Origin of the sequence: Photobacterium sp. SKA34, from assembly GCF_000153325.1 — a bacterium.
Lineage (GTDB): Bacteria > Pseudomonadota > Gammaproteobacteria > Enterobacterales > Vibrionaceae > Photobacterium.
Map to the genome: position 1 here is coordinate 575,220 of NZ_CH724141.1, position 19,522 is coordinate 594,741.

Annotated in this window: 20 protein-coding genes, 4 tRNA genes and 3 pseudogenes; 8 read left to right on the forward strand and 19 right to left on the reverse strand. The window is 38.1% G+C overall.

The genetic code is table 11. The annotated features are described in order from the left end of the window. The first annotated feature begins 181 nt into the window (after window positions 1–181). Window positions 182–574 (forward strand): H-NS family nucleoid-associated regulatory protein, encoded by a 393-nt coding sequence (locus SKA34_RS04055; protein WP_006644243.1) that lies wholly within the window; start codon window positions 182–184, stop codon window positions 572–574. 382 nt (window positions 575–956) lie between these two features. After that, window positions 957–2,075, forward strand: a complete 1,119-nt coding sequence (gene ald / locus SKA34_RS04060) for an alanine dehydrogenase (RefSeq protein WP_006644244.1) — start codon at window positions 957–959, stop codon at window positions 2,073–2,075. 73 nt (window positions 2,076–2,148) lie between these two features. Here ald and SKA34_RS04065 read toward each other — a convergent pair. Together SKA34_RS04065 and SKA34_RS04070 are read right to left on the reverse strand one after the other, a co-directional pair. Further along, a pseudogene (locus SKA34_RS04065) lies at window positions 2,149–2,592 on the reverse strand (YbhB/YbcL family Raf kinase inhibitor-like protein); the annotation flags it as partial. 405 nt (window positions 2,593–2,997) lie between these two features. After that, window positions 2,998–3,372: a hypothetical protein gene (locus SKA34_RS04070; RefSeq protein ID WP_006644246.1), complete on the reverse strand. Its 375-nt coding sequence runs from the start codon at window positions 3,370–3,372 to the stop codon at window positions 2,998–3,000. Window positions 3,373–3,652: 280 nt separating this feature from the next. Here SKA34_RS04070 and SKA34_RS04075 point away from each other — a divergent pair, with 280 nt between their 5' ends. After that, on the forward strand, window positions 3,653–4,513 hold the full coding sequence (locus tag SKA34_RS04075; RefSeq protein ID WP_006644247.1) for a sigma-70 family RNA polymerase sigma factor: 861 nt from the start codon (window positions 3,653–3,655) through the stop codon (window positions 4,511–4,513). A 349-nt stretch (window positions 4,514–4,862) separates the two neighbouring features. Here the strand turns inward: SKA34_RS04075 and SKA34_RS04080 are convergent. Then, window positions 4,863–4,953, reverse strand: a tRNA-Ser gene (locus SKA34_RS04080). A 255-nt stretch (window positions 4,954–5,208) separates the two neighbouring features. Here SKA34_RS04080 and SKA34_RS04085 point away from each other — a divergent pair. Next, entirely contained in the window at window positions 5,209–5,718 is a 510-nt protein-coding gene (locus tag SKA34_RS04085) for a hypothetical protein (RefSeq protein WP_006644248.1), read from the forward strand. Window positions 5,719–6,041: 323 nt separating this feature from the next. Here SKA34_RS04085 and SKA34_RS04090 read toward each other — a convergent pair whose 3' ends face one another. The 7 genes from SKA34_RS04090 to SKA34_RS04120 form a co-directional block, all read right to left on the reverse strand. Continuing rightward, on the reverse strand, window positions 6,042–7,589 hold the full coding sequence (locus SKA34_RS04090; protein WP_006644249.1) for an IS66 family transposase: 1,548 nt from the start codon (window positions 7,587–7,589) through the stop codon (window positions 6,042–6,044). A 59-nt stretch (window positions 7,590–7,648) separates the two neighbouring features. Next, complete coding sequence (tnpB, locus tag SKA34_RS04095) at window positions 7,649–8,002, reverse strand: IS66 family insertion sequence element accessory protein TnpB (RefSeq protein ID WP_006643801.1); 354 nt, start codon at window positions 8,000–8,002, stop codon at window positions 7,649–7,651. Continuing rightward, window positions 7,999–8,319 (reverse strand): hypothetical protein, encoded by a 321-nt coding sequence (locus SKA34_RS04100; RefSeq protein WP_004998436.1) that lies wholly within the window; start codon window positions 8,317–8,319, stop codon window positions 7,999–8,001. Before SKA34_RS04100 ends, tnpB begins: the two co-directional genes overlap by 4 nt. A 76-nt stretch (window positions 8,320–8,395) precedes the next feature. After that, window positions 8,396–8,872, reverse strand: coding sequence for an HAD-IA family hydrolase (locus SKA34_RS04105; RefSeq protein WP_006644250.1), 477 nt, complete (start codon window positions 8,870–8,872; stop codon window positions 8,396–8,398). A gap of 54 nt (window positions 8,873–8,926) precedes the next feature. Beyond that, a tRNA-Ser gene (locus tag SKA34_RS04110) sits at window positions 8,927–9,017 on the reverse strand. Window positions 9,018–9,157: 140 nt separating this feature from the next. Then, the gene (locus SKA34_RS04115; RefSeq protein WP_006644251.1) at window positions 9,158–9,787 is read right to left on the reverse strand and encodes an HD domain-containing protein; all 630 of its coding nucleotides are present in this window, start codon (window positions 9,785–9,787) and stop codon (window positions 9,158–9,160) included. Between the two features lie 72 nt (window positions 9,788–9,859). Beyond that, window positions 9,860–10,171 carry a hypothetical protein gene (locus SKA34_RS04120; RefSeq protein WP_006644252.1) on the reverse strand — a complete coding sequence of 104 codons (312 nt, stop codon included), beginning with the start codon at window positions 10,169–10,171 and terminating at the stop codon, window positions 9,860–9,862. A 245-nt stretch (window positions 10,172–10,416) separates the two neighbouring features. On the opposite strand from SKA34_RS04120, the gene SKA34_RS04125 reads away from it, so the two are divergent. The 3 genes from SKA34_RS04125 to SKA34_RS04135 all read left to right on the forward strand — a co-directional run bounded on the left by SKA34_RS04125 (window position 10,417) and on the right by SKA34_RS04135 (window position 12,811). After that, on the forward strand, window positions 10,417–11,004 hold the full coding sequence (locus SKA34_RS04125) for a TetR/AcrR family transcriptional regulator (RefSeq protein ID WP_006644253.1): 588 nt from the start codon (window positions 10,417–10,419) through the stop codon (window positions 11,002–11,004). A 141-nt stretch (window positions 11,005–11,145) separates the two neighbouring features. Next, window positions 11,146–12,165 (forward strand): NADP-dependent oxidoreductase, encoded by a 1,020-nt coding sequence (locus SKA34_RS04130; protein ID WP_006644254.1) that lies wholly within the window; start codon window positions 11,146–11,148, stop codon window positions 12,163–12,165. Window positions 12,166–12,187: 22 nt separating this feature from the next. Beyond that, on the forward strand, window positions 12,188–12,811 hold the full coding sequence (locus SKA34_RS04135) for a glutathione S-transferase family protein (protein ID WP_006644255.1): 624 nt from the start codon (window positions 12,188–12,190) through the stop codon (window positions 12,809–12,811). Window positions 12,812–13,015: 204 nt separating this feature from the next. Here the strand turns inward: SKA34_RS04135 and SKA34_RS04140 are convergent. The 4 genes and pseudogenes from SKA34_RS04140 to SKA34_RS23865 all read right to left on the reverse strand — a co-directional run. Further along, window positions 13,016–13,092: transfer RNA gene (locus tag SKA34_RS04140), tRNA-Asp, on the reverse strand. 40 nt (window positions 13,093–13,132) lie between these two features. Beyond that, window positions 13,133–13,223, reverse strand: a tRNA-Ser gene (locus SKA34_RS04145). 119 nt (window positions 13,224–13,342) lie between these two features. Then, window positions 13,343–13,654, reverse strand: a pseudogene (locus SKA34_RS04150) (response regulator transcription factor); the annotation flags it as partial. Further along, window positions 13,643–13,840: pseudogene (locus SKA34_RS23865) on the reverse strand (ABC transporter substrate-binding protein); the annotation flags it as partial. The pseudogenes SKA34_RS04150 and SKA34_RS23865, both read right to left, overlap by 12 nt. Before the next feature lie 464 nt (window positions 13,841–14,304). On the opposite strand from SKA34_RS23865, the gene SKA34_RS04155 reads away from it, so the two are divergent. Beyond that, entirely contained in the window at window positions 14,305–14,856 is a 552-nt protein-coding gene (locus SKA34_RS04155; protein WP_006644258.1) for a hypothetical protein, read from the forward strand. 454 nt (window positions 14,857–15,310) lie between these two features. Here SKA34_RS04155 and SKA34_RS04160 read toward each other — a convergent pair whose 3' ends face one another. The 5 genes from SKA34_RS04160 to SKA34_RS04180 form a co-directional block, all read right to left on the reverse strand. After that, the gene (locus SKA34_RS04160; RefSeq protein WP_006644259.1) at window positions 15,311–15,514 is read right to left on the reverse strand and encodes a hypothetical protein; all 204 of its coding nucleotides are present in this window, start codon (window positions 15,512–15,514) and stop codon (window positions 15,311–15,313) included. Between the two features lie 244 nt (window positions 15,515–15,758). Then, window positions 15,759–15,968 (reverse strand): cold-shock protein, encoded by a 210-nt coding sequence (locus SKA34_RS04165; RefSeq protein ID WP_005364106.1) that lies wholly within the window; start codon window positions 15,966–15,968, stop codon window positions 15,759–15,761. Window positions 15,969–16,302: 334 nt separating this feature from the next. After that, the gene (locus SKA34_RS04170) at window positions 16,303–17,829 is read right to left on the reverse strand and encodes a DHA2 family efflux MFS transporter permease subunit (protein ID WP_006644260.1); all 1,527 of its coding nucleotides are present in this window, start codon (window positions 17,827–17,829) and stop codon (window positions 16,303–16,305) included. Beyond that, complete coding sequence (locus SKA34_RS04175) at window positions 17,829–18,878, reverse strand: HlyD family secretion protein (RefSeq protein WP_006644261.1); 1,050 nt, start codon at window positions 18,876–18,878, stop codon at window positions 17,829–17,831. The genes SKA34_RS04170 and SKA34_RS04175 overlap by 1 nt, the downstream gene beginning before the upstream one ends. Window positions 18,879–18,957: 79 nt before the next feature. Continuing rightward, on the reverse strand, window positions 18,958–19,401 hold the full coding sequence (locus SKA34_RS04180; RefSeq protein WP_006644262.1) for an NUDIX domain-containing protein: 444 nt from the start codon (window positions 19,399–19,401) through the stop codon (window positions 18,958–18,960). Window positions 19,402–19,522 lie beyond the last annotated feature (121 nt).

Genomic DNA, 19,522 nt, shown 5'->3' on the forward strand with positions numbered 1-19,522 from the left:
TAAAATAGCGTTCAATATTTAAAGCGTTTCTTTTCTATATTTACTATTAGTGTATTTCTATATTCATTAAATTTAAAAAATGAGATTTAGTTTCAAATATAACGTTTTATTTTTCGTGCCTTATTTAAAAACTTAAGTACAATAGGAACTAATACTTCTTTTTATTTCAGAACCAAATTATATGATTGATATTCTATTAAACCTCCGTTCACTGCGTGCACAAGCACGTGAAATGTCAGTTGTAGATCTTCAAGAAGGCCTACAGAAATTCACTCAAGTTGTTGAAGAACGACGTGAGGAAGAAGAAGCGGCAAATGCTGTAAATAAAGAGCAAGAAGCAAAGCTTCAAAAATACCGTGACATGCTTGAAGCTGAAGGTATTACTGCTGAAGAGCTTGTAGCACTTTTAGGTGATGCACCAAAAGCAAAGAAAAAACGCGCTGCTCGACCTGCTAAATATACGTTTTCTGATGAAAACGGCGAAGAAAAAACATGGACAGGCCAAGGCCGTACTCCAAAAGCACTGCAACAACTGCTAGATAATGGCGCACAACTTTCTGAGTTCGAAATTTAATTTCGTGACATAAAGTGAAAAGTCGCTAATGAATAGCGACTTTTACTTCTTCCTTGTATTCATCGTTAACACCTTTCCTTTACTTATCTTTTTATATTATCCGTTTTATTATTGCTATCTAGCACTAATGCAATAACAGCAAAAGATAAGAATATAAAAAGACAAATGAACTCAAAATGTTACGTTATAATTGTATATAGACACTGTTATACCTAAGTGACCTAGTTACAAAATATAGTCACGGCTTTGCATTCAAAAAAATCAACCCTATGTAATCGTAGGCTATTTTCAAGTTACTTGGGTCTATACGTTTTACTTAATCTATTTATTACTCCAAAAAGATAATCGTCGCTACTTTTCTATCATAGAAGGAGGTAAGACTATGATTCTTGGTGTACCTAAAGAGATCAAGCCCCACGAGTATCGTGTTGGTATGACACCAACCGCAGTAAAAGAACTCACAGCTTATGGGCATCATGTCTATATTGAAACCCTTGCGGGTAAAGGTATTGGGTTTAACGACCAAGACTATATAGACGCTGGCGGCTTTATTTCACCAACAGCTGAGCATGTTTTTTCTACTGCAGAAATGATCATTAAAGTAAAAGAGCCCCAAACCAGTGAGCGTAAACTTTTACGTGGGGGACAAATTCTATTTGCTTACCTTCACTTAGCCCCCGATCTCGCACAAACTAAGGACTTGATCAAATCAAAAGCTATTTGTATTGCTTATGAAACAGTCACTGATCATAACAATAAACTTCCCTTACTTGCTCCGATGTCTGAAGTCGCTGGAAGAATGTCTATTCAAGCAGGAGCATTTGCATTAGAAAAATCACGAGGTGGACAAGGTATTTTATTAGGTGGCGTCCCCGGTGTAAATGCGGCAAACGTTGTAATAATTGGTGGGGGCGTTGTCGGTAGTAACGCTGCTCAAATGGCAATTGGCTTAAAAGCAAATGTTACTATTATCGACAGGGATATCAATGTATTACGACAATTAGACATACAATTTAATGGTAAAATCAATACGATCTATGCGACTAATACAGCAATAGAAGATCATGTAATCAGAGCAGATCTTGTTATTGGAGGTGTACTTATTGCAGGCGCTGCGGCACCTAAACTGATCACAAAAGCAATGATAGAAAAAATGAAGTCTGGATCTGCCATTGTTGATGTTGCTATTGATCAGGGTGGCTGTGTAGAAACATCACACCCAACAACACATGATGATCCGACTTATATTATTGATGATGTTGTACATTATTGTGTCGCCAATATGCCTGGTGCCGTTGCCCGTACCTCAACCGTTGCTTTAAATAACGCAACACTGCCTTATATTATTGCATTAGCAAATAAAGGGTATAAACAAGCACTTCTCGATGATAAACATCTACGTGATGGACTCAATATTTATCAGGGCGATATAACCTGTAAAAACGTTGCGCTATCACTTCATCTCCCTTACATAGAAGCAGAGAAAAAACTGAATGAATAAAGTGCTTAAAAATAAAAAGCCACTTACAAAAACTAATACTAGTTTAGATAAGTGGCTTTTTATTTAATCTCAATTAACGTGCATTTGTTGGTGCAACAAGCTCTGCTTTACCAATAACATGGGCAAGAATGTTATAACCTGCTAGTGCTGGTGATGCGTTCTCTGGTAATTTAATATTCGCTGTATTTAATGCATAAACCGTAATTTCATAATTATGTGGCTTCGCATTAGGTGGAGAGCATGCACCACCAAAGCCTTTAAAGCCGAAATCATTGGTTACCATACTTGCGCCTTTCGGCAGCGCTTTACCACCAACAGCACCCGCTGATAGGCTATGCACATCTGCAGGAATGTTAATAACACTCTAATGCCACCAGCTACTTCCTGTTGGTGCATCGGGATCATACATAATAACAGCGAAGCTTTTTGTCCCTGCAGGAAAATCTTTCCATGTTAATTGTGGCGATATATTCTTACCTGTACAGCCCCATTGATTAAACAATTGCTGATTTTGTAAATAGAATCCTAGTTCAAAAGCAACTCAATGATGGCACCTTGGTTGAACGACTTAACATCATTTACATCAACGATAAAATACCAACGTATTATCTCGTATGTCCTCAAGAAAATAAAAATAATCCAGAAATAGCTTTTTTATACAATTCGATTTTATAACTACCTAAAATCAAATAAAACGGATGAGTATTGTATCTTCATCCGTTCTAAATACCTTGTTAAATGTAACTACAACTTAACCCTGTTTTAATTGGCTATCTGTTAATGCCGTATAATCAACGATAGCATCTAGTAGTCACTGTAAGAATTCTAGTGATTGCTCAAGAGCTCCTGAATGCTCTCGCACAATTACGTCTATCTGTTGTTGATAGTCAGATAAATGTCGCATAAAACCTCAACCTTTCGACTAGTATTTTTCATTTAACACTTCATCACGTGCACGAGACCAGCCATTAGCATAACAAACCGCTATTTTGGCTTCTTTGTCAGATTTAATCATTGTAGTATCTTCATTAAGTTTTACTTGTAACTTTTGACATTGGGTATCGATAGCATTTTCATAATGCTCACCTTGACTTGATAAGTTATAAACTTGATCTTTTGCCGTTGCTTCAGCTTGTTGGTAGCAATGAATCAAACCTTGTTCATCAAAGTTTTGGTTATTAATACATGATTGAACAACAATCGAATTACCAGATATCTCTTCTGCATTGGCATAAGAAAAACATAAAGAAGATAACAGCGCGACTGATAGAGACACTTTTTTAATGAATGATGACATGTTTATAAACTCAATATTTATTTTTTTATAATACGACGATATATACTACTATGATATATAAGCAGCAATAAAAAAAGAAAAGTAAAAATAACATTACGTTTTTTGATTGTTTAATATAGATATAAAGCCATTTAGTTTTAAAATACAACGCTCAAAACTTAAATATGACAAAAATGTTACAATTAATATTTTGCATTTTATTAACCTTTATATTTATATGCTTAACAATGCATTCACGGATTGATTGCAACACTACATTTATTTTATTAAGGAGAATAAAGTGGAAGCGACAAGTTTTGAGATAGATGTAGTACGCTTATATCTTAACGATATTTCGAATAAACCTTTACTTAGTAAAGATGATGAAATTCAATATAGTCGAAAGTCTTTAACTGGTGATCCTGCTTCAAAAAAAATTCTTATTGAATCTAATTTAAGACTTGTCGTTAGCATTGCCAAAAAATATCGCGCTGCTAATCTCTCATTAAGTGATCTCATTGATGAAGGTAACATTGGCTTAATGACCGCTGTGGAAAAATTCGATCCTGAAAAGGGATTTCGTTTTTCAACTTATGCTTCATGGTGGATTAAACAAACCATTGAACGTGCTATTCACAATCAAAATAGAACCATTCGTTTACCAGTCAATATATCTAAAGAAATCAACACCTTACTTCGCACTCATCGTGAACTAATGAAATTAAACAATAATGAACCTACTCATGAAGATATAGCACAAGCACTCAACAAAGAAAGTAAAGAAATATCAGCCCTGTTCTCTAATGAAGTTAATGTAGTTTCACTTGATCAAACCATTGGTGATAACGAAAACTCGCACACCATTGCTTATTTAGTGGCTGATGAACAAATAACATCACCGAGTGCGGAAGTAGATAATGATGACATGATAAAAATCACGAACTTAGTACTAAATGGTATTAATAAAAGAGATAGAGAGATCATCTGTCGTCGTTTTGGACTGATGGGCTACGAGCCTCATACATTACAAGAAGTCGCTGACGCTGTTGGGCTAACAAGAGAACGCATACGCCAACTTCAAATAAAATCCTTAAATAGTTTAAAACGCTCACTGGCACGAGAAAATTATGATTTAGATATCTTATTTTCAAATATGGTTTAAAAATAATGTAGAGTGTGATTCTATTTATATAGTAATCTGCTACATTTCTTTTCCAATAAAAATATAAACTGGACATCACACAGTTTCATTTAGACTGTATAGCATTAATTTTTTGGGAGGAATTTTAAGAGTACGGATGAAAGAGTGAAGTACACTATGAAACTGTCGATAAAGATAGACAAATCATAATAGAGTTTAAGTCTATCTCAGCAATTAATACCAATAAGTTTATTAATTCAAATAACTTACAACTCTTAAAGTTTGTTTGAACATTCTTGGAGTAGTATTGATGCTCATCATACAATTTTCATATAAAAAAACCTCGTCATTTCTGACGAGGTTTAAAATGTGGCGGAGAGATAGGGATTTGAACCCTAGATACGCTATAAACGTATGCCGGTTTTCAAGACCGGTGCTTTCAACCACTCAGCCATCTCTCCATGCCGCGAATACTACTCGCTATTTTTAATTATGTAAATAAGCAGCCATTTGAATGATTAATAATGAAGCAAAACCGTAGATTTCCCTGAATCTCTGCCTATCATAAGGTTACTCATCAACAATTCTTAAATTCTGATCATTTCTACACAGTAATGCTGCATAACTGGCAATTGCGTCGCAGAATGAAGGGAATATCATTAAAGCATTCGTGCAGATATCTCGCACATTTTCTTAGTGTAAAAGGATGCATTGCTATGCCAGCTGAGACTACTTTTGATAATTCTGATTTACTTCATTCACTCATTTCTCGGCAGTCAGTGCTTGCGAATAATCGAATTCAATATATTGCTTATGCAGCAGCACTAGCTACACAAAATAGTGCCGTTCTACAACGTATCAAACAGCAAGTTGGTGATATTAATAGCTTACAATTCGCCGATATTAAACATGCTGTCATGCGTATGGCAATGACAAATAACTACTATATGGCAATTCAAAACTTACATTTATCTAATATCAAACAAACTAATGCGTTAGAACTCAAACCATTACATAGTTTAGATATCGATGATGAAACTGCTTACTACTATGCTTGCATTGCGGCATGTATGGTAAACCAAGGCTACAGTTGTTTAGATGGGCATGTTGATTTATTACGATCATTAAATGAGTCAGATGATGCAATAAATGCAGCCCTACGTTTAACCGCTTCAATTATGGGAATGGCTCAAGCTAATTTTATTAGCCAATATGCTGAATGCTAAAAAGATTAAGCATTAAAAATACTATACCTAAATAATAGATCTAAAAGTTAGGTATGAACTCATTATTCAAACCATCTCAAAATTAGATCTGAATTTAACTATTCAGATCTAATACATCGAATAGAAGCCCCACTCTTAGTAATTTTTAAATCATAGCCTCTTGTTAGTTAAGGTACGACAGAATCGCTTGGTGATCACATATAAGTTAGCAAGAAAGCTAACTCATAATTGGACAAATATGAGCTAGCGATAAAATCTAGGTCATCAAAGCTACTAAGTGGCTTTCATTGTAAACGCCCCATGAACCCACGGGGCGATATTTGTTAGTGTTTGAGGTTCCAAGGTAGGAGTGCATCGATATCGGGCTCAGCTTTCGCGAGCTCTTTCATGCACTTGACCATGTAGTCGTAGAGGATAAGGCCGTTGGCTTTCGCAGTCTCGACGATGCTGTAAAGCATCGCACTCGCATCAGCACCATTTGGCGTGTTCGAGAACAACCAGTTCTTTCTGCCAATGACCAGCGGTTTAATTGCGCGTTCAGCGCGGTTATTGTCTATCGATAAGTGACCGTCATCGATATAGCGGATCACCTTCGGCCATTGGCCGAGCGTGTATTTTATCGCTTTACCCAGCGGGCTAGACGCTATCACTTGTTGAGATGTCATCCACTCGTACAACTCGTCCAGTATCGGTTTGCTATGCAGTTGACGTTCTGCTTTTCGTGTTTCGACAGTCGCACCTTTTAAGCGCGATTCTATCCCATAGAGCTTCTGGATTTTGGCCAGCGCTTTATCTGCTTTGCCTGACTTACCTTTACCTTGAAGCTTCTTAGCCTCCATGAACTTTCGCCGTGCATGTGCCATGCAGCCAACATTGGTGACGTGATAAAGACCATCATAGGCACCATAGCCATCGGTTTGTAGATAACCACTGTAATCCCCCAAGAAGGCAACAGGGCATGCCCTCGCGCGACTGTTTTGATAGTCGTACAAGGCAATATTCTTCACATTGGGGAGTGCGGCTTCTGGCGAGTCTGCGCCCGAGCAGTAGAGCCACATGTAACACTGTTTTTCTTCCTTGAGAACATTGAGTGGCGTTTCATCCGCCTGGACCACCACTTGTTGAAGTAGGTGCTCTTTTAGAGCGGCATAGAGTGGTTTGAACTTCTCACTAACTTGGATAACCCATCTGGCCATAGTGGTTCGTGATAGCTCGATTCCCGACTGGGTAAACAGCGACTCTTGGCGGTAAAGTGGCATCGCGTACTGGTATTTGCCAAGAATGATGTTGGCAAGCAAGCTTTCTGTGGCAAAGCTCTTCGGGATAATGCTTTGCGGTGCTGGCTTTTGAACGATGTGATTGCTGTCTTCAGTTTGCTCGCACTGGCGGCAAGCATATTTAGGGCGAACATATTCCAGCACTTTGAGTACGGCTGGCGAAAACTCCAGCTTTTCACTGCTGTCTTCACCGATTTTATGCAGGTCATGATTGCAGCATGCACACTGCTTTTCATGGTCGTCTAAATCAAGTTCGATAACTTCACGAGGTAAGGTCTTTGGAAGAGGCTTACGCTTACCGCGTTTCTTCGTTGTGGTTGTGGTGGTCGTCGTAACCTCAACCTCTTCTTCCTTAGCGGCTTCACATTCCGCTTCGTTGAAGAGGTCACCTTGAGATTCATCGTAGGGCTTTAACGCCTCCGAGCGTTTTGCGAACTGGCGGTCGAAAGCCAGTTTGAGTTGCTCAAGCAGAGATTGACGCTCTTGTTTCCACTGAGATTCGCTGTGTTTTTGCAACGCCAACAACTCTTTCACCATCGCTTGTAGCTCGGCAACATCTTGGCTTTCTGGGTTGATATTTGGCGTCTTTTTCATGGCATTTATTATACTAAAGTCATGCCGTTAACGCTTGGTGGATATAGCTTTATTATCGATTAAGTCATTGTAAAATCGTTTATTTGAACGGGTTTATGGCCGATAATCGTGAAGCCAGAAAGCAGTCTATCAAGCTCGCATTGAGTCAGGGTAAACACGTCATTTTTCTCTTTTGACGGCCATTTATACTTGGCTTTTTCAAGGCGTTTATACCAAAGTGCAAAGCCTGTTTTATCCCAGTACAACACTTTGATTTTGTCGCGCTGTTTATTGGTAAACAGGAATAGTGCGCCGCTTCCCAAGGGTAAATCGGTGTCACTTTCGATAATCGCCGCGAGGCCATTGATGGACTTTCTAAAATCGACACTCTCACGATACAGATAAATATCTGGTGCACTTAGCATATGTTTCATGACAAGGCTCCAATGAGTTCTGCCAGGTAGGCAGCGGGCGTGCCTTGAGGAATACTCAGCTCAACGTCGTTGACAAAAAGTGTCATATTCGCGGTAGGTATTTGCGTCATATGGTAACGTGTTGTCTGCTCTACAACGTTTGCTTTGACGAAGCCGTTAGTCTGTGGTGTTTGAAGGTGTGTTAACTGTTGGCGTTTGGCATGAAACGTGGAAAGACTTAATCCGTGATGTTCACAAAAAGCACGTTGAGTGAGTTGGCTGGATTCATAACACTCAAACAAAGTCTGCCATTCTTGATTGGTACGTCGTGTTGCCATTTTAAATCTCCTTTGGATTGGAGATTTGATCTTATTCTTCGAGTAAAGTGATTAGAATGCGGTGTTTATGGCACGCTTACCTTTCATTGAAGTCAGACAAACTCTGTAGCTTTAAGTGTGATTCGGAAAAATATTGCTGATATTTGTCTGGGTGGGGAACAACGATGGTTTTGATGTTTGCTCTTGTTGCTGCGAGCATTCCTGAGTACGAGTCTTCAAACGCAATACAGTGTGTAGCTTCAACACCCAACTTATTGACTGTTGATAGATAGACATCTGGCTCTGGTTTACCTTTTTTTACGTCGTCAGAAGACGATATCGCATCAAAGAAACTTGCTATTCCTAACTTATTTAATATGACTGGAATAAGTTGATGCGGCGAGTTTGTAGAAAGTCCTATCTTTATACCTTTGCTTGCGAGCAAGGAGAGAGTTGTGCTCACACCTTGTAACTCGCTTCCCCTTTCTTCAACTAAAGCCTCAACCCTATTTATGACTGCATTCTCCACCTCATCTAGACGCAGGCCAGACCAAGGGTAAAGATGCGAACTCACAGTTTGAATTTAAGATGCAAAAAAGCCTCGTCATTTCTGACGAGGCTTGAAATATGGCGGAGAGATAGGGATTTGAACCCTAGATACGCTATAAACGTATGCCGGTTTTCAAGACCGGTGCTTTCAACCACTCAGCCATCTCTCCATGGCGCGAATAATACGGAGATAATGTGTGGTTGTATATACCCACTCTGGTTAAGTGGTTACTATTACAACGTTATCTAACGATTTAATCTTTCAGCAAGATAAAACACAGAGTAATTGCTTATTCTTTATACTATCTCACTAAATCTCTGACTCTAACTGTAAGAGATAACTTTTCATAAACTCGATCCTTTTAACCGCTTCAATCTTTGCTGTGTCTGTTTGCATGGTGTCAGCTAAATCGAGTAACTTAATATAAAAGTGATCGAGGGTATATGTCGTATCATCTGGTTGTCGTTTTTTACAAAAAGGATCCTCAAGAGCATACAATGGTCGACCTAAAGCTGTACCAACCTGAATACACCGTGTTAAACCTATCGCGCCAAGTGCATCTAACCTATCAGCATCTTGAACAATTTTTGCTTCCAATGTTAACGGCTTAATATCAGCACTAAAGCTATGTGCCATAATCGCATGATGAATATCGTCATGATGTTCAAGTAGTAACTGTTTATCAGATAAAAATTCGATCGCTTTATTAGCTGCAAGTGTTGAAGCTTGTTTTCTACGAGGATCATTTTTAGCTACGGCAACACAGTCATGTAAATAGGCCGCAGCCAAAATAATGTTCAATTGTGCTTGCTCTTGCTTAGCAAGCTGTTTTGCTACTTTCACCACACGTAAAACATGCGCTTGATCATGCGCCGCATCTGCACTACTCAACAGCTCAAGTTCTGTCGTTAATATTGATTCTAATGTCTTGAGATGCATATCATAGCCTCTTATAATCAAAAGCCGACATCATGTCGGCTTCAATAGGTATCTTTATTTATGCGACGAGCATTACTCTTCGTCAAACTCTTCATCATCGAATTCGACAACAAAGTTATCTTCTAAGTAATCAACAACACAACCAACAGCAGCTGATGATACTGAGAATGTATTTGGTTCTACACCTGTTTGCTTAGACATTTCAAGTACAGCCAGTGCGGTATGCTCGTCATTAAAGCCAACATCAAACTTTTTAGCGATATCGCAGCTTGTTTGATAAAGCTCATCCGTTAAGATGACCTCGCCATAGTATTCGCCATCGTCTAAATCAAAATTATCAACCAGTACTTCTATAATGATCTCGTAGTAATTTTGAAAATCCATCACTTAACCTTTTTAACCAATAAAATAAGCAGAAAAGCGTTCTGCTTGAAGATCGTTATAGTTTCATAATCTTGTTTTACACACAATAAAACAAATACACCATAATAAGTGGATGACTAGTCTTAGCAGAGCATGCTTAAAAATATAGCACCAAACATCAAATCATTACTCTTAAGCTAATTTATAATAAAATCATTAAAACCCAAGCACTAGACGACTGGTCTAATTTATTCTATAGTGACTTCATGAACGAAAAAACAATTGATACACGGCAGCACATTCTTAATGTTGGTTACCAGCTAGTTGTCACAAAAGGATTTACGAGTGTTGGTTTATCGCAATTATTAAGTGCGGCAGAAGTACCTAAAGGCTCTTTCTATCATTATTTCAAATCTAAAGAGCAATTTGGTGAAGCATTGATCCACTCTTATTTTCATCATTATTTACAACGTGTCGCCCATGTATTAAAAAGCGAGCAAGGCACAGGCTTTGAACAACTCAATGAGTATTTCAAGCTATGGATCAAAGTTGAAAATGGCATCTGTAATGCTAATAAATGTTTGGTGGTAAAACTCAGTGCAGAAGTATCCGATCTCTCCGAGCCTATGCGAGAAGCATTAAAGCAAGGAGCAGATAGTGTTGTCGCTTTAATCGCTAATACAATAGAAAGAGGAATAAAAGATGGCTCAATCGCTAACTGCGACAGCCATGTAACCGCCCAAACTCTATATAATTTATGGCTTGGAGCAAGTTTACTCAACAAACTGAGTCACGATTTATCAGGACTACAGCAAGCATTAACAACAACACAAACACTACTGCTCCCAAAATAATTATCGACAAGACACGTAATATCGATAAGCCGCAGTATTGAAAAGACAACGCCCGCCTATCAGCACATTAGCGATGCGATAAGGCGGGATTTTTTGAAACACCAACTAGACGACTGGTCTAATTGAACAAGGAAATCAGTAATGACAGCCACTAATCGCCAACTACTATTAGCCTCTCGTCCTGTAGGCGCACCAACCCCTGAAAATTTCCACTTAAAAGAAACAAAGATCCCAACTCCGCAACAAGGCGAGTTACTACTTAAAGCCGTTTATCTCTCACTCGACCCTTATATGCGTGGACGTATGAGTGATAAAAAATCCTATGCTGAGCCTGTCGGTATTAATGAAGTGATGGTCGGTGGCACAGTATGCCAAGTAACCGCTTCTCACCACCCTGACTTTCAAGTGGGTGAATGGGTATTAGCGTATTCTGGTTGGCAAGATTATGCCGTTTCAAATGGTGAAGGGTTAATAAAGTTAGGAATGAACCCCACTCACCCATCCTATGCATTAGGAGTAATGGGTATGCCTGGCTTTACCGCATACATGGGGCTACTCGATATCGGCCAACCGAAACAAGACGACACTATTGTTGTTGCTGCAGCAACTGGCGCAGTAGGCTCTATGGTTGGTCAAATTGGTAAGATAAAAGGCTGTCGTGTTGTTGGTATCGCAGGTGGTAACGAAAAATGCCAATACGCAAAAGAAACATTAGGATTTGATGAATGTATTGATCACCATGCAACTGACTTTGCGCAGCAATTAGCAGATGCATGTACCGATGGCATTGATATTTATTATGAAAATGTTGGCGGTAAAGTCTTTGATGCAGTGCTTCCTCTACTTAATACTGGCTCACGAATTCCGCTTTGTGGCTTGATCTCTCAATACAATGCAACATCGCTTCCAGACGGCCCAGATCGTATGAATATGTTAATGGGACAACTACTGGTTAAGCGTATCAAGATGCAAGGTTTCATTATCTTTGACGATTATGCTCACCGTTATGACGAATTTGCACAACAAATGTCGCAATGGCTTGCTGAAGGAAAAATTCATTACCGTGAAGATAGAGTCGAAGGCCTAGATCAAGCTCCACAAGCTTTTATTGGCTTACTTGAAGGTAAAAACTTCGGCAAAGTTGTAGTTAAAGTTAACTAACTAAACGTAAAAAGGACTTATCATGATCATATTGCACCATCTTAATCAATCTCGTTCAAAGCGTATTATCTGGTTACTTGAAGAGCTGGGTGTTGAATATAAAATTCAACCTTATTGCCGAGATAAAGTCACTTTTCTTGCGCCACCAGAGCTTAAGAGTGCTCATCCACTAGGTAAATCACCGGTATTGGAAGATAACGGATTGATCATTACCGAATCAGGTGCTATCACAGAATATTTAATTGAGACTTACGGTAACGGTAAATTTATGCCTGAACGTGGCACTCAAGCTTATATTGATTATATTCAATGGCTACATTTTGCTGAAAGCTCAGCTATTTTACCTTTACTTTTAAAGATGTTTGTCACCAAAGATGGTGCAAAAATGAATTTCCTTGGTGATTATGCTGACATGGAAACTCAGAAAGTGATGCAATATTTTGATCAACGGTTAGCTGATAAAACTTACCTTATAGAAGAGCGTTTAACGGGTGCAGATTTCATGATGTCATTTATTGCTGAAATCCTTGGTAACTATGGCGTATTAGCTGCGTTTCCAAATATTCAACGTTACGCAGAGCAGTTACAAACACATCAAGGCTACCAAACAGCTCAAGCGTTAGAATTACAATATAACGGCGAATAAACCAGTCTCTAAAGCCAAACAGGTCGTTGTTTGGCTTTTACTATACTATTGATTTACAGTGTGAATAGCAGGTTATCTGCACAAAGAAGTCCTAACATTCAAGCAGGACTCTCTACCTAGGCTAATAGCATAAAGGCATATCAGCAACAGCTTAGAATTTAGATACAAAAAAGCCACGTCATTGCTGACGAGGCTTCGTTGTGTTGGCGGAGCGGACGGGACTCGAACCCGCGACCCCCGGCGTGACAGGCCGGTATTCTAACCAACTGAACTACCGCTCCAATTCTTTATGAAACCCGATAAAATCGAACTTCTAGAATATGGCGGAGAGATAGGGATTTGAACCCTAGATACGCTATAAACGTATGCCGGTTTTCAAGACCGGTGCTTTCAACCACTCAGCCATCTCTCCAATGCCGCGAATAATACGTAGTTAAGCTGAGCTTGTAAACATCTTTATTCATTATTTTTATCAGGTGCTTATTATCTGTACGACCACTTCGACTAACGCTCAAAAGTACATTAGCAATACTATTTAATAAGTCCTTTTTCTAATACATATTTCGCCAACTCGGCCGTTGAATGCAATTCAAGCTTATGTTTAATATTCTGACGATGCGTTTCTACGGTGCGATAACTAATCTCTAATGATTTAGCAATTTGCTTACTACTTAATCCTTGCGCGACATGTTTAAGTAACCTTTCTTCGCGGCGACTCAAAGGATTAATATCAGGGCTTATTACTAGTGAAGATGTCTGAGTAAAAATGGTTTGGCTCGTCGTTTCACAAAAATATGTCGCTCCTTAATTCACCTTTTTAATCGCTTGAACCATTTTTTCTGCCATCGCTGCCATATTCTTCGTTGCATCACCAAAGATCGGAAAATTTGGTCTCCATGTTTCGGTTAATTTTAAACGGTACACTTTTTCTGATGTTTGTGGGCTTGTTGCCAACATAACAACACACCATAGCGCAACGATTAGGCTTTTTTTCACCACACGTTTCACTACGCTACCAATAATAGTCATTCACTCATCCTTTCTTTTATATGATTAGGCTACAAAATGATGTTCAAACATACTTTCGCTTAATGTTATGTAAGATAAAATGAGAACGACTACGGATTAAAAGTTAAAAATCGTTAATAAAAACAAAAATAAACAACGTATAAAATCGTATCGATAAAATTTAAATTAAATTTATCAATAACTTAAAAGCAACCAACGCAAAGTATTTATACGTACTAATCCAGAATAACGATTCGCCACACAAGATATAATTTATGTAAACTCAGCATATTTAATTCATTCTTTATAAGAAGAAATTAGTTGAAATATGAAGCTTCAGTTAATGTCATGGAAATGACAACTGTGGTAGGATCCCTCGAAATTAGCGTAACAACAAGTAACTAATGTTGTTTAAACGTTAAAAAACAGAATCAAGCACTATTAAATGTCATTACTATCAATGACATCACTGAGAGATATTTACATTGGTTGATCTATTAAAAGAAGTATTAGGCTGGACTTCCGTCGTCTTATATATCCTGCTTACTATATTTAACAGCATGATATTCACTCGCTATGCTGCTTTTGCATCTGCAACAAATGATACTGTTTGGTCAATTCTAATGGGGTGGTGGCCGAAAGTAATTTTAAACCTTTCCGTTAATGCGATTAATACTTATCGCTATGTAAAAGACTTCACCAAAATGGGGAAGGCAATAGTTCACACACTCGCAGCCATTATGGCATCAGCTATTATCTATATAACTTACATTGCTATTAGTGCCTTCATTGCAGAGCCAACGATTACTGTCGCATTACAATATTTAGATTTAGCCGTTATTGTTGCTGCACTTTATATGACATCACTGAAAAATTATCGCATGTTAATGCTGACATCAGGTTTTGTTGGGATAGCGGGATATTATGGCAATCCACAAATGATGATTATTAAAGCGCTAGTGATTATTATCATGAGCTATAAACTATGTTCGACACGTCATCATACACAAGAACAACAGCTAGTTGAAAATAATTAAACATAAAGATCTTACTAGCTGTTTAATAAGCTGTAGAGCGCAACGTTCTGCAGCTTTTTTATAACTATCATCGTTTTATCCTTCCTTGTTCAATTCAGTGCCAAAATCAATTTAGTCCTTTACAAAAATATAGAGAATGACGCTCATCAAGTAAGTTGCCTACATATAATTTATATAATAGATACGAATCAATGCTGTGGGATAGCTGCTTTTTATCGTGATGATGTGAAATGGCAGCACTTAAAGCGCTCTATCACGTCAGTCCTAGCGTTCAGAGTTTTTATTAGGAGGAGGAAGTTATTGCTGTTTGCGATAGTGATAATGGAAACCTATGTAAGCTTATATAACCAATTGAACATTTGTACTTACTAACGATATTAAGTTTAAGGCAGACAACCTGTTCTGCCTTTTTATTCCAAATAAACCATGACTCGCAAGCATGTTATTTCAAGCCTTAATTAATAATTGAAAAATGTCCAATCTCTTTATTATTGTGATTAGTAATAATGCCTTTTTCTGATTGTTCACAATAAGTAAAATTGACATCTAATGTATCGAGCTTACCGTTAATTAAAACATGTCGGCGCAATACATCACTATTTAACTGATGCACAGATGCATTCCAGCTAAGATCATTAACGTTGAAGTTGATAATCATAATATACCTCTTTAAATTGTAGCGTTGATGAATTCTAGCTATGACAATAGTAAAGCTAAATAATATCAACAGTTTTATAGCGTAATGAATTTTTAATGAAGATTATGAGTACAGGGATAAGCAAAACAACTAAGGAGTAAAAAGAAGATAAGCAAAGTATTTCGAAGAGTATGACGCAGAAGGAATTTTTTATTAAGTGGTGTAAAAAGTTACACCACTTAGAAATCTTATAGAAACTATAAAATTATAGAGCTACAACGTTTGCAGCTTGAAGACCTTTTTGGCCTTGCTCTACTTCAAAAGACACTTTTTGGCCTTCAGCAAGAGTTTTGAAACCTTCAGAAGCGATAGCACGGAAGTGAACGAATACGTCAGCACCGCCATTGTCTTGAGTAATGAAACCGAAACCTTTCTCTTCGTTGAACCACTTAACGATACCAGTTGACTTAGACATAATGTGTCCCTTATATAAAATTCATAGAAAATATCGCAAAATTGCGATGCACTGAAAGCTTGAATTATTAAATATGATGAAGCGAAGGAAACACAAAGGTACAACTAAACGAAGATACTTCTGGAGTTTTTCTTTAACTTAACTTTTCATTAATAACTCTGAACAATAGAGCGAAGACATAATCACATTAAACGCATCGCCTGTAAACTATTTTTTCTAAAAAACCCAAAAATAATTCATAACAAACTGATTTTTAATTAAATTAACATTTAAACACATACATCTATCTATAAAAAGCAGACCATTATTGATCTGCTTTTTTCTTATCACTCGATTAATGTACGTTTAAATTCTTAGGTACTGATTGCGTTTTCTTAAACTTAAATAGTGTTAAGAGCGGTAACAACACAATGTAAGAGACAAATATAAATCCAAAGGTATAAACAAAAGCAAGCAATGTTGACTGCTGATGTAATAGCTCACTGATTTGGGCAATAAAATGAGGATCCGTCACAGTCGTATGCTGCATCATGGCTTGCTGCTGTAACTGCGGATTACTTAATGTTAAATCGGCTCCTAGAGCATGCCACTCTCGTTGCTCTGTACGTGTAAAATACGTATTAACAATAGAAATACCGAATGAACCACCAATGGTTCGGCAAAGGTTGAAAATAACCGCACCACCGACTGTATTTTCGTGGCTTAATGTTCGATATGCCATTTGACTTAATGGTGCAAATACAAGCCCCATCCCTAACCCCTGAACAATCGATGGCATTAATACCCAGTAATAATCAATATTCATTGAATACTGCATCATTAAGTATGTACCAAGGATATTAAACCCGAGCCCTACTGCCACTAACATTCGAGGATCTAGGCGATCCATAAATCTTGCAATCACTAACAGCACAATCGCTGAAGTTAATCCCCGAGGCGCCATGGCAAACCCTGTTGCTTCTACAGGGTAATGTAGTAACTGTTCTAGCATCATAGGTTGTAATTGGGTAATACCAAACATACCCATAGAGAAGCCAGCCATCATTAAACAAGAAACAGCAAGGTTTCGATCTTTAAGTAGCCACATAGGAGCGACATCGCCTTTCGTGATCCATGAACGAGCGATAAAGAAAATCCACGCAACAACGCTGATCACCGCAGAGAAAAGAATAAGGTTAGATTCAAACCACCCTTCTTCATTACCTCTGTCTAATACCATTTGTAACAGCCCAATGCCGATAGTCATACCTATCACTAAAGGCCAGTCTAATTTGCTCTTACCGCGTCCATCTAGATTCACAAAGAAATAAAGCAATGATAAACAAATCAATCCAATGGGTACATTAACGTAGAAAATCCAGCGCCAATCCATATTCTCGGTAATGATACCGCCAACAGTAGGACCTAAAATAGGTCCTAATAAAATCCCGACACTGAATAACGCCATTGCTTTACCACGTTCTTCAGGCGGATAAATTTGCACCATGATAGATTGTGATAAAGGGATCACTGATGCGCCAAACGCGCCTTGAAATATTCGAAAAATCACCATTTCGGCAAGGCTGTCAGCCTGCCCACATAAAGCAGACATAACCACAAAACCGCCAACCGAAAAGAGCAATAATTTACGCACTCCAAACTTAAGCGCTAAATAGCTAGCTAAGGGGATGAAGATCGCTTCTGCCATCGAATATGAGGTTAAAACCCATGTTACTTGCTCTGAAGTTACGCCTAACGCTCCCATCATATGAGGCAAAGCAACATTCGCGATCGTCATGTCTAACAGCACCATGATGGCGGATAGCATAACAGCAAAAGTGATCAACAACCGATTGGCTGGCGTTAACGTAGCACCTGTCATTACTTAGTCTCTGCTAACGTATCAATAGTGACTTCCGCACTCGCTCCAACACGAAGTAAAGGCTTACCTTTTAAATCATCAAATTGAATACGCACAGGGAAACGTTGAGGTACTTTAACCCAGTTACCCGTGGCGTTTTCTGGAGGGAGTAATGAGAACGATGAGCCACTTGCTGGTGATAAAGCAATAATATGACCTTGATATGTAACATCTGGGTACATATCTAAAACGATGCTGGCTTTCATGCCTGGTTTTAATAAACCAATCGATTTTTCTTTGTAATTTGCTTGAAGCCACGCTGTATTATCTTCAATCAAAGGCATAACAGATAACCCAGGCGATACAATACTACCAGGACGTACACTCACCTTGCCTAAGCTACCGTCATGGGGTGCATAGATATTGGTATAGGATAAATTCAACGTTGCTTGGCTTAACGCTGCCGCCGCTTGTTTAACCTGAGGCGCTTCATCACCTTTAGCACCTTGCTGGTTAATTAACTGGCTCATGTTAGCGCGTGCAGCTTCTAATGCCGTTTGAGCAGAAGCTAAATTAGCTTTAGCATCATCACCTTGCTGTAAAGGTAATAATTTGCGATTCACTAAATCCATCACTCGACGATAACTTTTTTGTACATCAACAAGTGTCGCGTCTGCTGATCGCACATTAGCACTTGCCGCTAAAATCGCATCATCTGTCGCTTTATTTTCTTGTGTGGCGACTTCATACGCAGCTTTTGCTTTTTCTAACTCTATTTCAAAAGGAGCAGGATCAATCGATAATAACAAATCGCCTTCCGCTACATGTTGATAATCATTCACATTGACCGTAAGAACTTTGCCACTAATTTGTGGGGCAACATATAAAACATTAGCGTGTATATAGGCATCATCTGTCGCCGGATATAACTTTTGATGACGAATATAAAAATACCCTGCCGTGCCTAGCAGAGCAGCTAAAAGTACAAAAATAAATAAATTGCGGAACAGATGTGAATCATTTTCTGGCGTCTGAGATTGTTCAGACGGCGAGTTATCAGTCGTTGCCATTAAAATATCCTATTTAGCTGAAATATCGCTAAATTTGAGTCTAGATGATAAATATATATTGTTGTAATCCATCACGTATTTACAAATCACTGCCCCAAAATGCAGGTTGGGATTTTGTAAATTCTAATTGCGAAGACATTAGCCACTCTCTTACTGCTAATGGGTATAAATTACTCGTTAACAGATCTTCTCTTTTTAACCAAAAATAATCGATATGAGCTTCACAACTCTTAATAGTATCCAGGTTATTATCTGATTCTGATGACAATAAAAATAGCATGCATAGTTCAGTATTTAATTCTTGCTCTATATGCCAATTGTTTTCTACTGCCCCCAAAAAACAATCAATGTTAACCTTTAAGTTCGCTTCTTCATTCAATTCTCGAATCACCGTTGTCGCTGCTGATTCTTTTGCATCAATATGTCCACCAGGTAAAAATATTTTATCATCACCTTTAACTCGTGTTACAAGCACGGCATCATCGTTTATTAAAATACCGCGAGCAGTTGAGTGAAAACGCATATTAAACCCTATTTATTATATGGGCTTTATAATCCATAGCTGAATATTTACTCATAGTTAAAGAGTAATAACGTATAAATTACAAATCCGAAAAGAACCTATTGGCTAATCTATTCTATAT

Excerpts from the sequence above, each read along its gene's own strand:
- SKA34_RS04055 (WP_006644243.1), top strand. The coding sequence starts at position 182 with ATGATTGATATTCTATTAAACCTCCGTTCACTGCGTGCACAAGCACGT.
- ald (WP_006644244.1), top strand. The coding sequence starts at position 957 with ATGATTCTTGGTGTACCTAAAGAGATCAAGCCCCACGAGTATCGTGTT.
- SKA34_RS04070 (WP_006644246.1), bottom strand. The coding sequence starts at position 3,372 with ATGTCATCATTCATTAAAAAAGTGTCTCTATCAGTCGCGCTGTTATCT.
- SKA34_RS04085 (WP_006644248.1), top strand. The coding sequence starts at position 5,209 with ATGCCAGCTGAGACTACTTTTGATAATTCTGATTTACTTCATTCACTC.
- SKA34_RS04090 (WP_006644249.1), bottom strand. The coding sequence starts at position 7,589 with ATGAAAAAGACGCCAAATATCAACCCAGAAAGCCAAGATGTTGCCGAG.
- tnpB (WP_006643801.1), bottom strand. The coding sequence starts at position 8,002 with ATGAAACATATGCTAAGTGCACCAGATATTTATCTGTATCGTGAGAGT.
- SKA34_RS04100 (WP_004998436.1), bottom strand. The coding sequence starts at position 8,319 with ATGGCAACACGACGTACCAATCAAGAATGGCAGACTTTGTTTGAGTGT.
- SKA34_RS04115 (WP_006644251.1), bottom strand. The coding sequence starts at position 9,787 with ATGCATCTCAAGACATTAGAATCAATATTAACGACAGAACTTGAGCTG.
- SKA34_RS04120 (WP_006644252.1), bottom strand. The coding sequence starts at position 10,171 with ATGGATTTTCAAAATTACTACGAGATCATTATAGAAGTACTGGTTGAT.
- SKA34_RS04125 (WP_006644253.1), top strand. The coding sequence starts at position 10,417 with ATGAACGAAAAAACAATTGATACACGGCAGCACATTCTTAATGTTGGT.
- SKA34_RS04130 (WP_006644254.1), top strand. The coding sequence starts at position 11,146 with ATGACAGCCACTAATCGCCAACTACTATTAGCCTCTCGTCCTGTAGGC.
- SKA34_RS04135 (WP_006644255.1), top strand. The coding sequence starts at position 12,188 with ATGATCATATTGCACCATCTTAATCAATCTCGTTCAAAGCGTATTATC.
- SKA34_RS04160 (WP_006644259.1), bottom strand. The coding sequence starts at position 15,514 with ATGATTATCAACTTCAACGTTAATGATCTTAGCTGGAATGCATCTGTG.
- SKA34_RS04165 (WP_005364106.1), bottom strand. The coding sequence starts at position 15,968 with ATGTCTAAGTCAACTGGTATCGTTAAGTGGTTCAACGAAGAGAAAGGT.
- SKA34_RS04170 (WP_006644260.1), bottom strand. The coding sequence starts at position 17,829 with ATGACAGGTGCTACGTTAACGCCAGCCAATCGGTTGTTGATCACTTTT.
- SKA34_RS04175 (WP_006644261.1), bottom strand. The coding sequence starts at position 18,878 with ATGGCAACGACTGATAACTCGCCGTCTGAACAATCTCAGACGCCAGAA.
- SKA34_RS04180 (WP_006644262.1), bottom strand. The coding sequence starts at position 19,401 with ATGCGTTTTCACTCAACTGCTCGCGGTATTTTAATAAACGATGATGCC.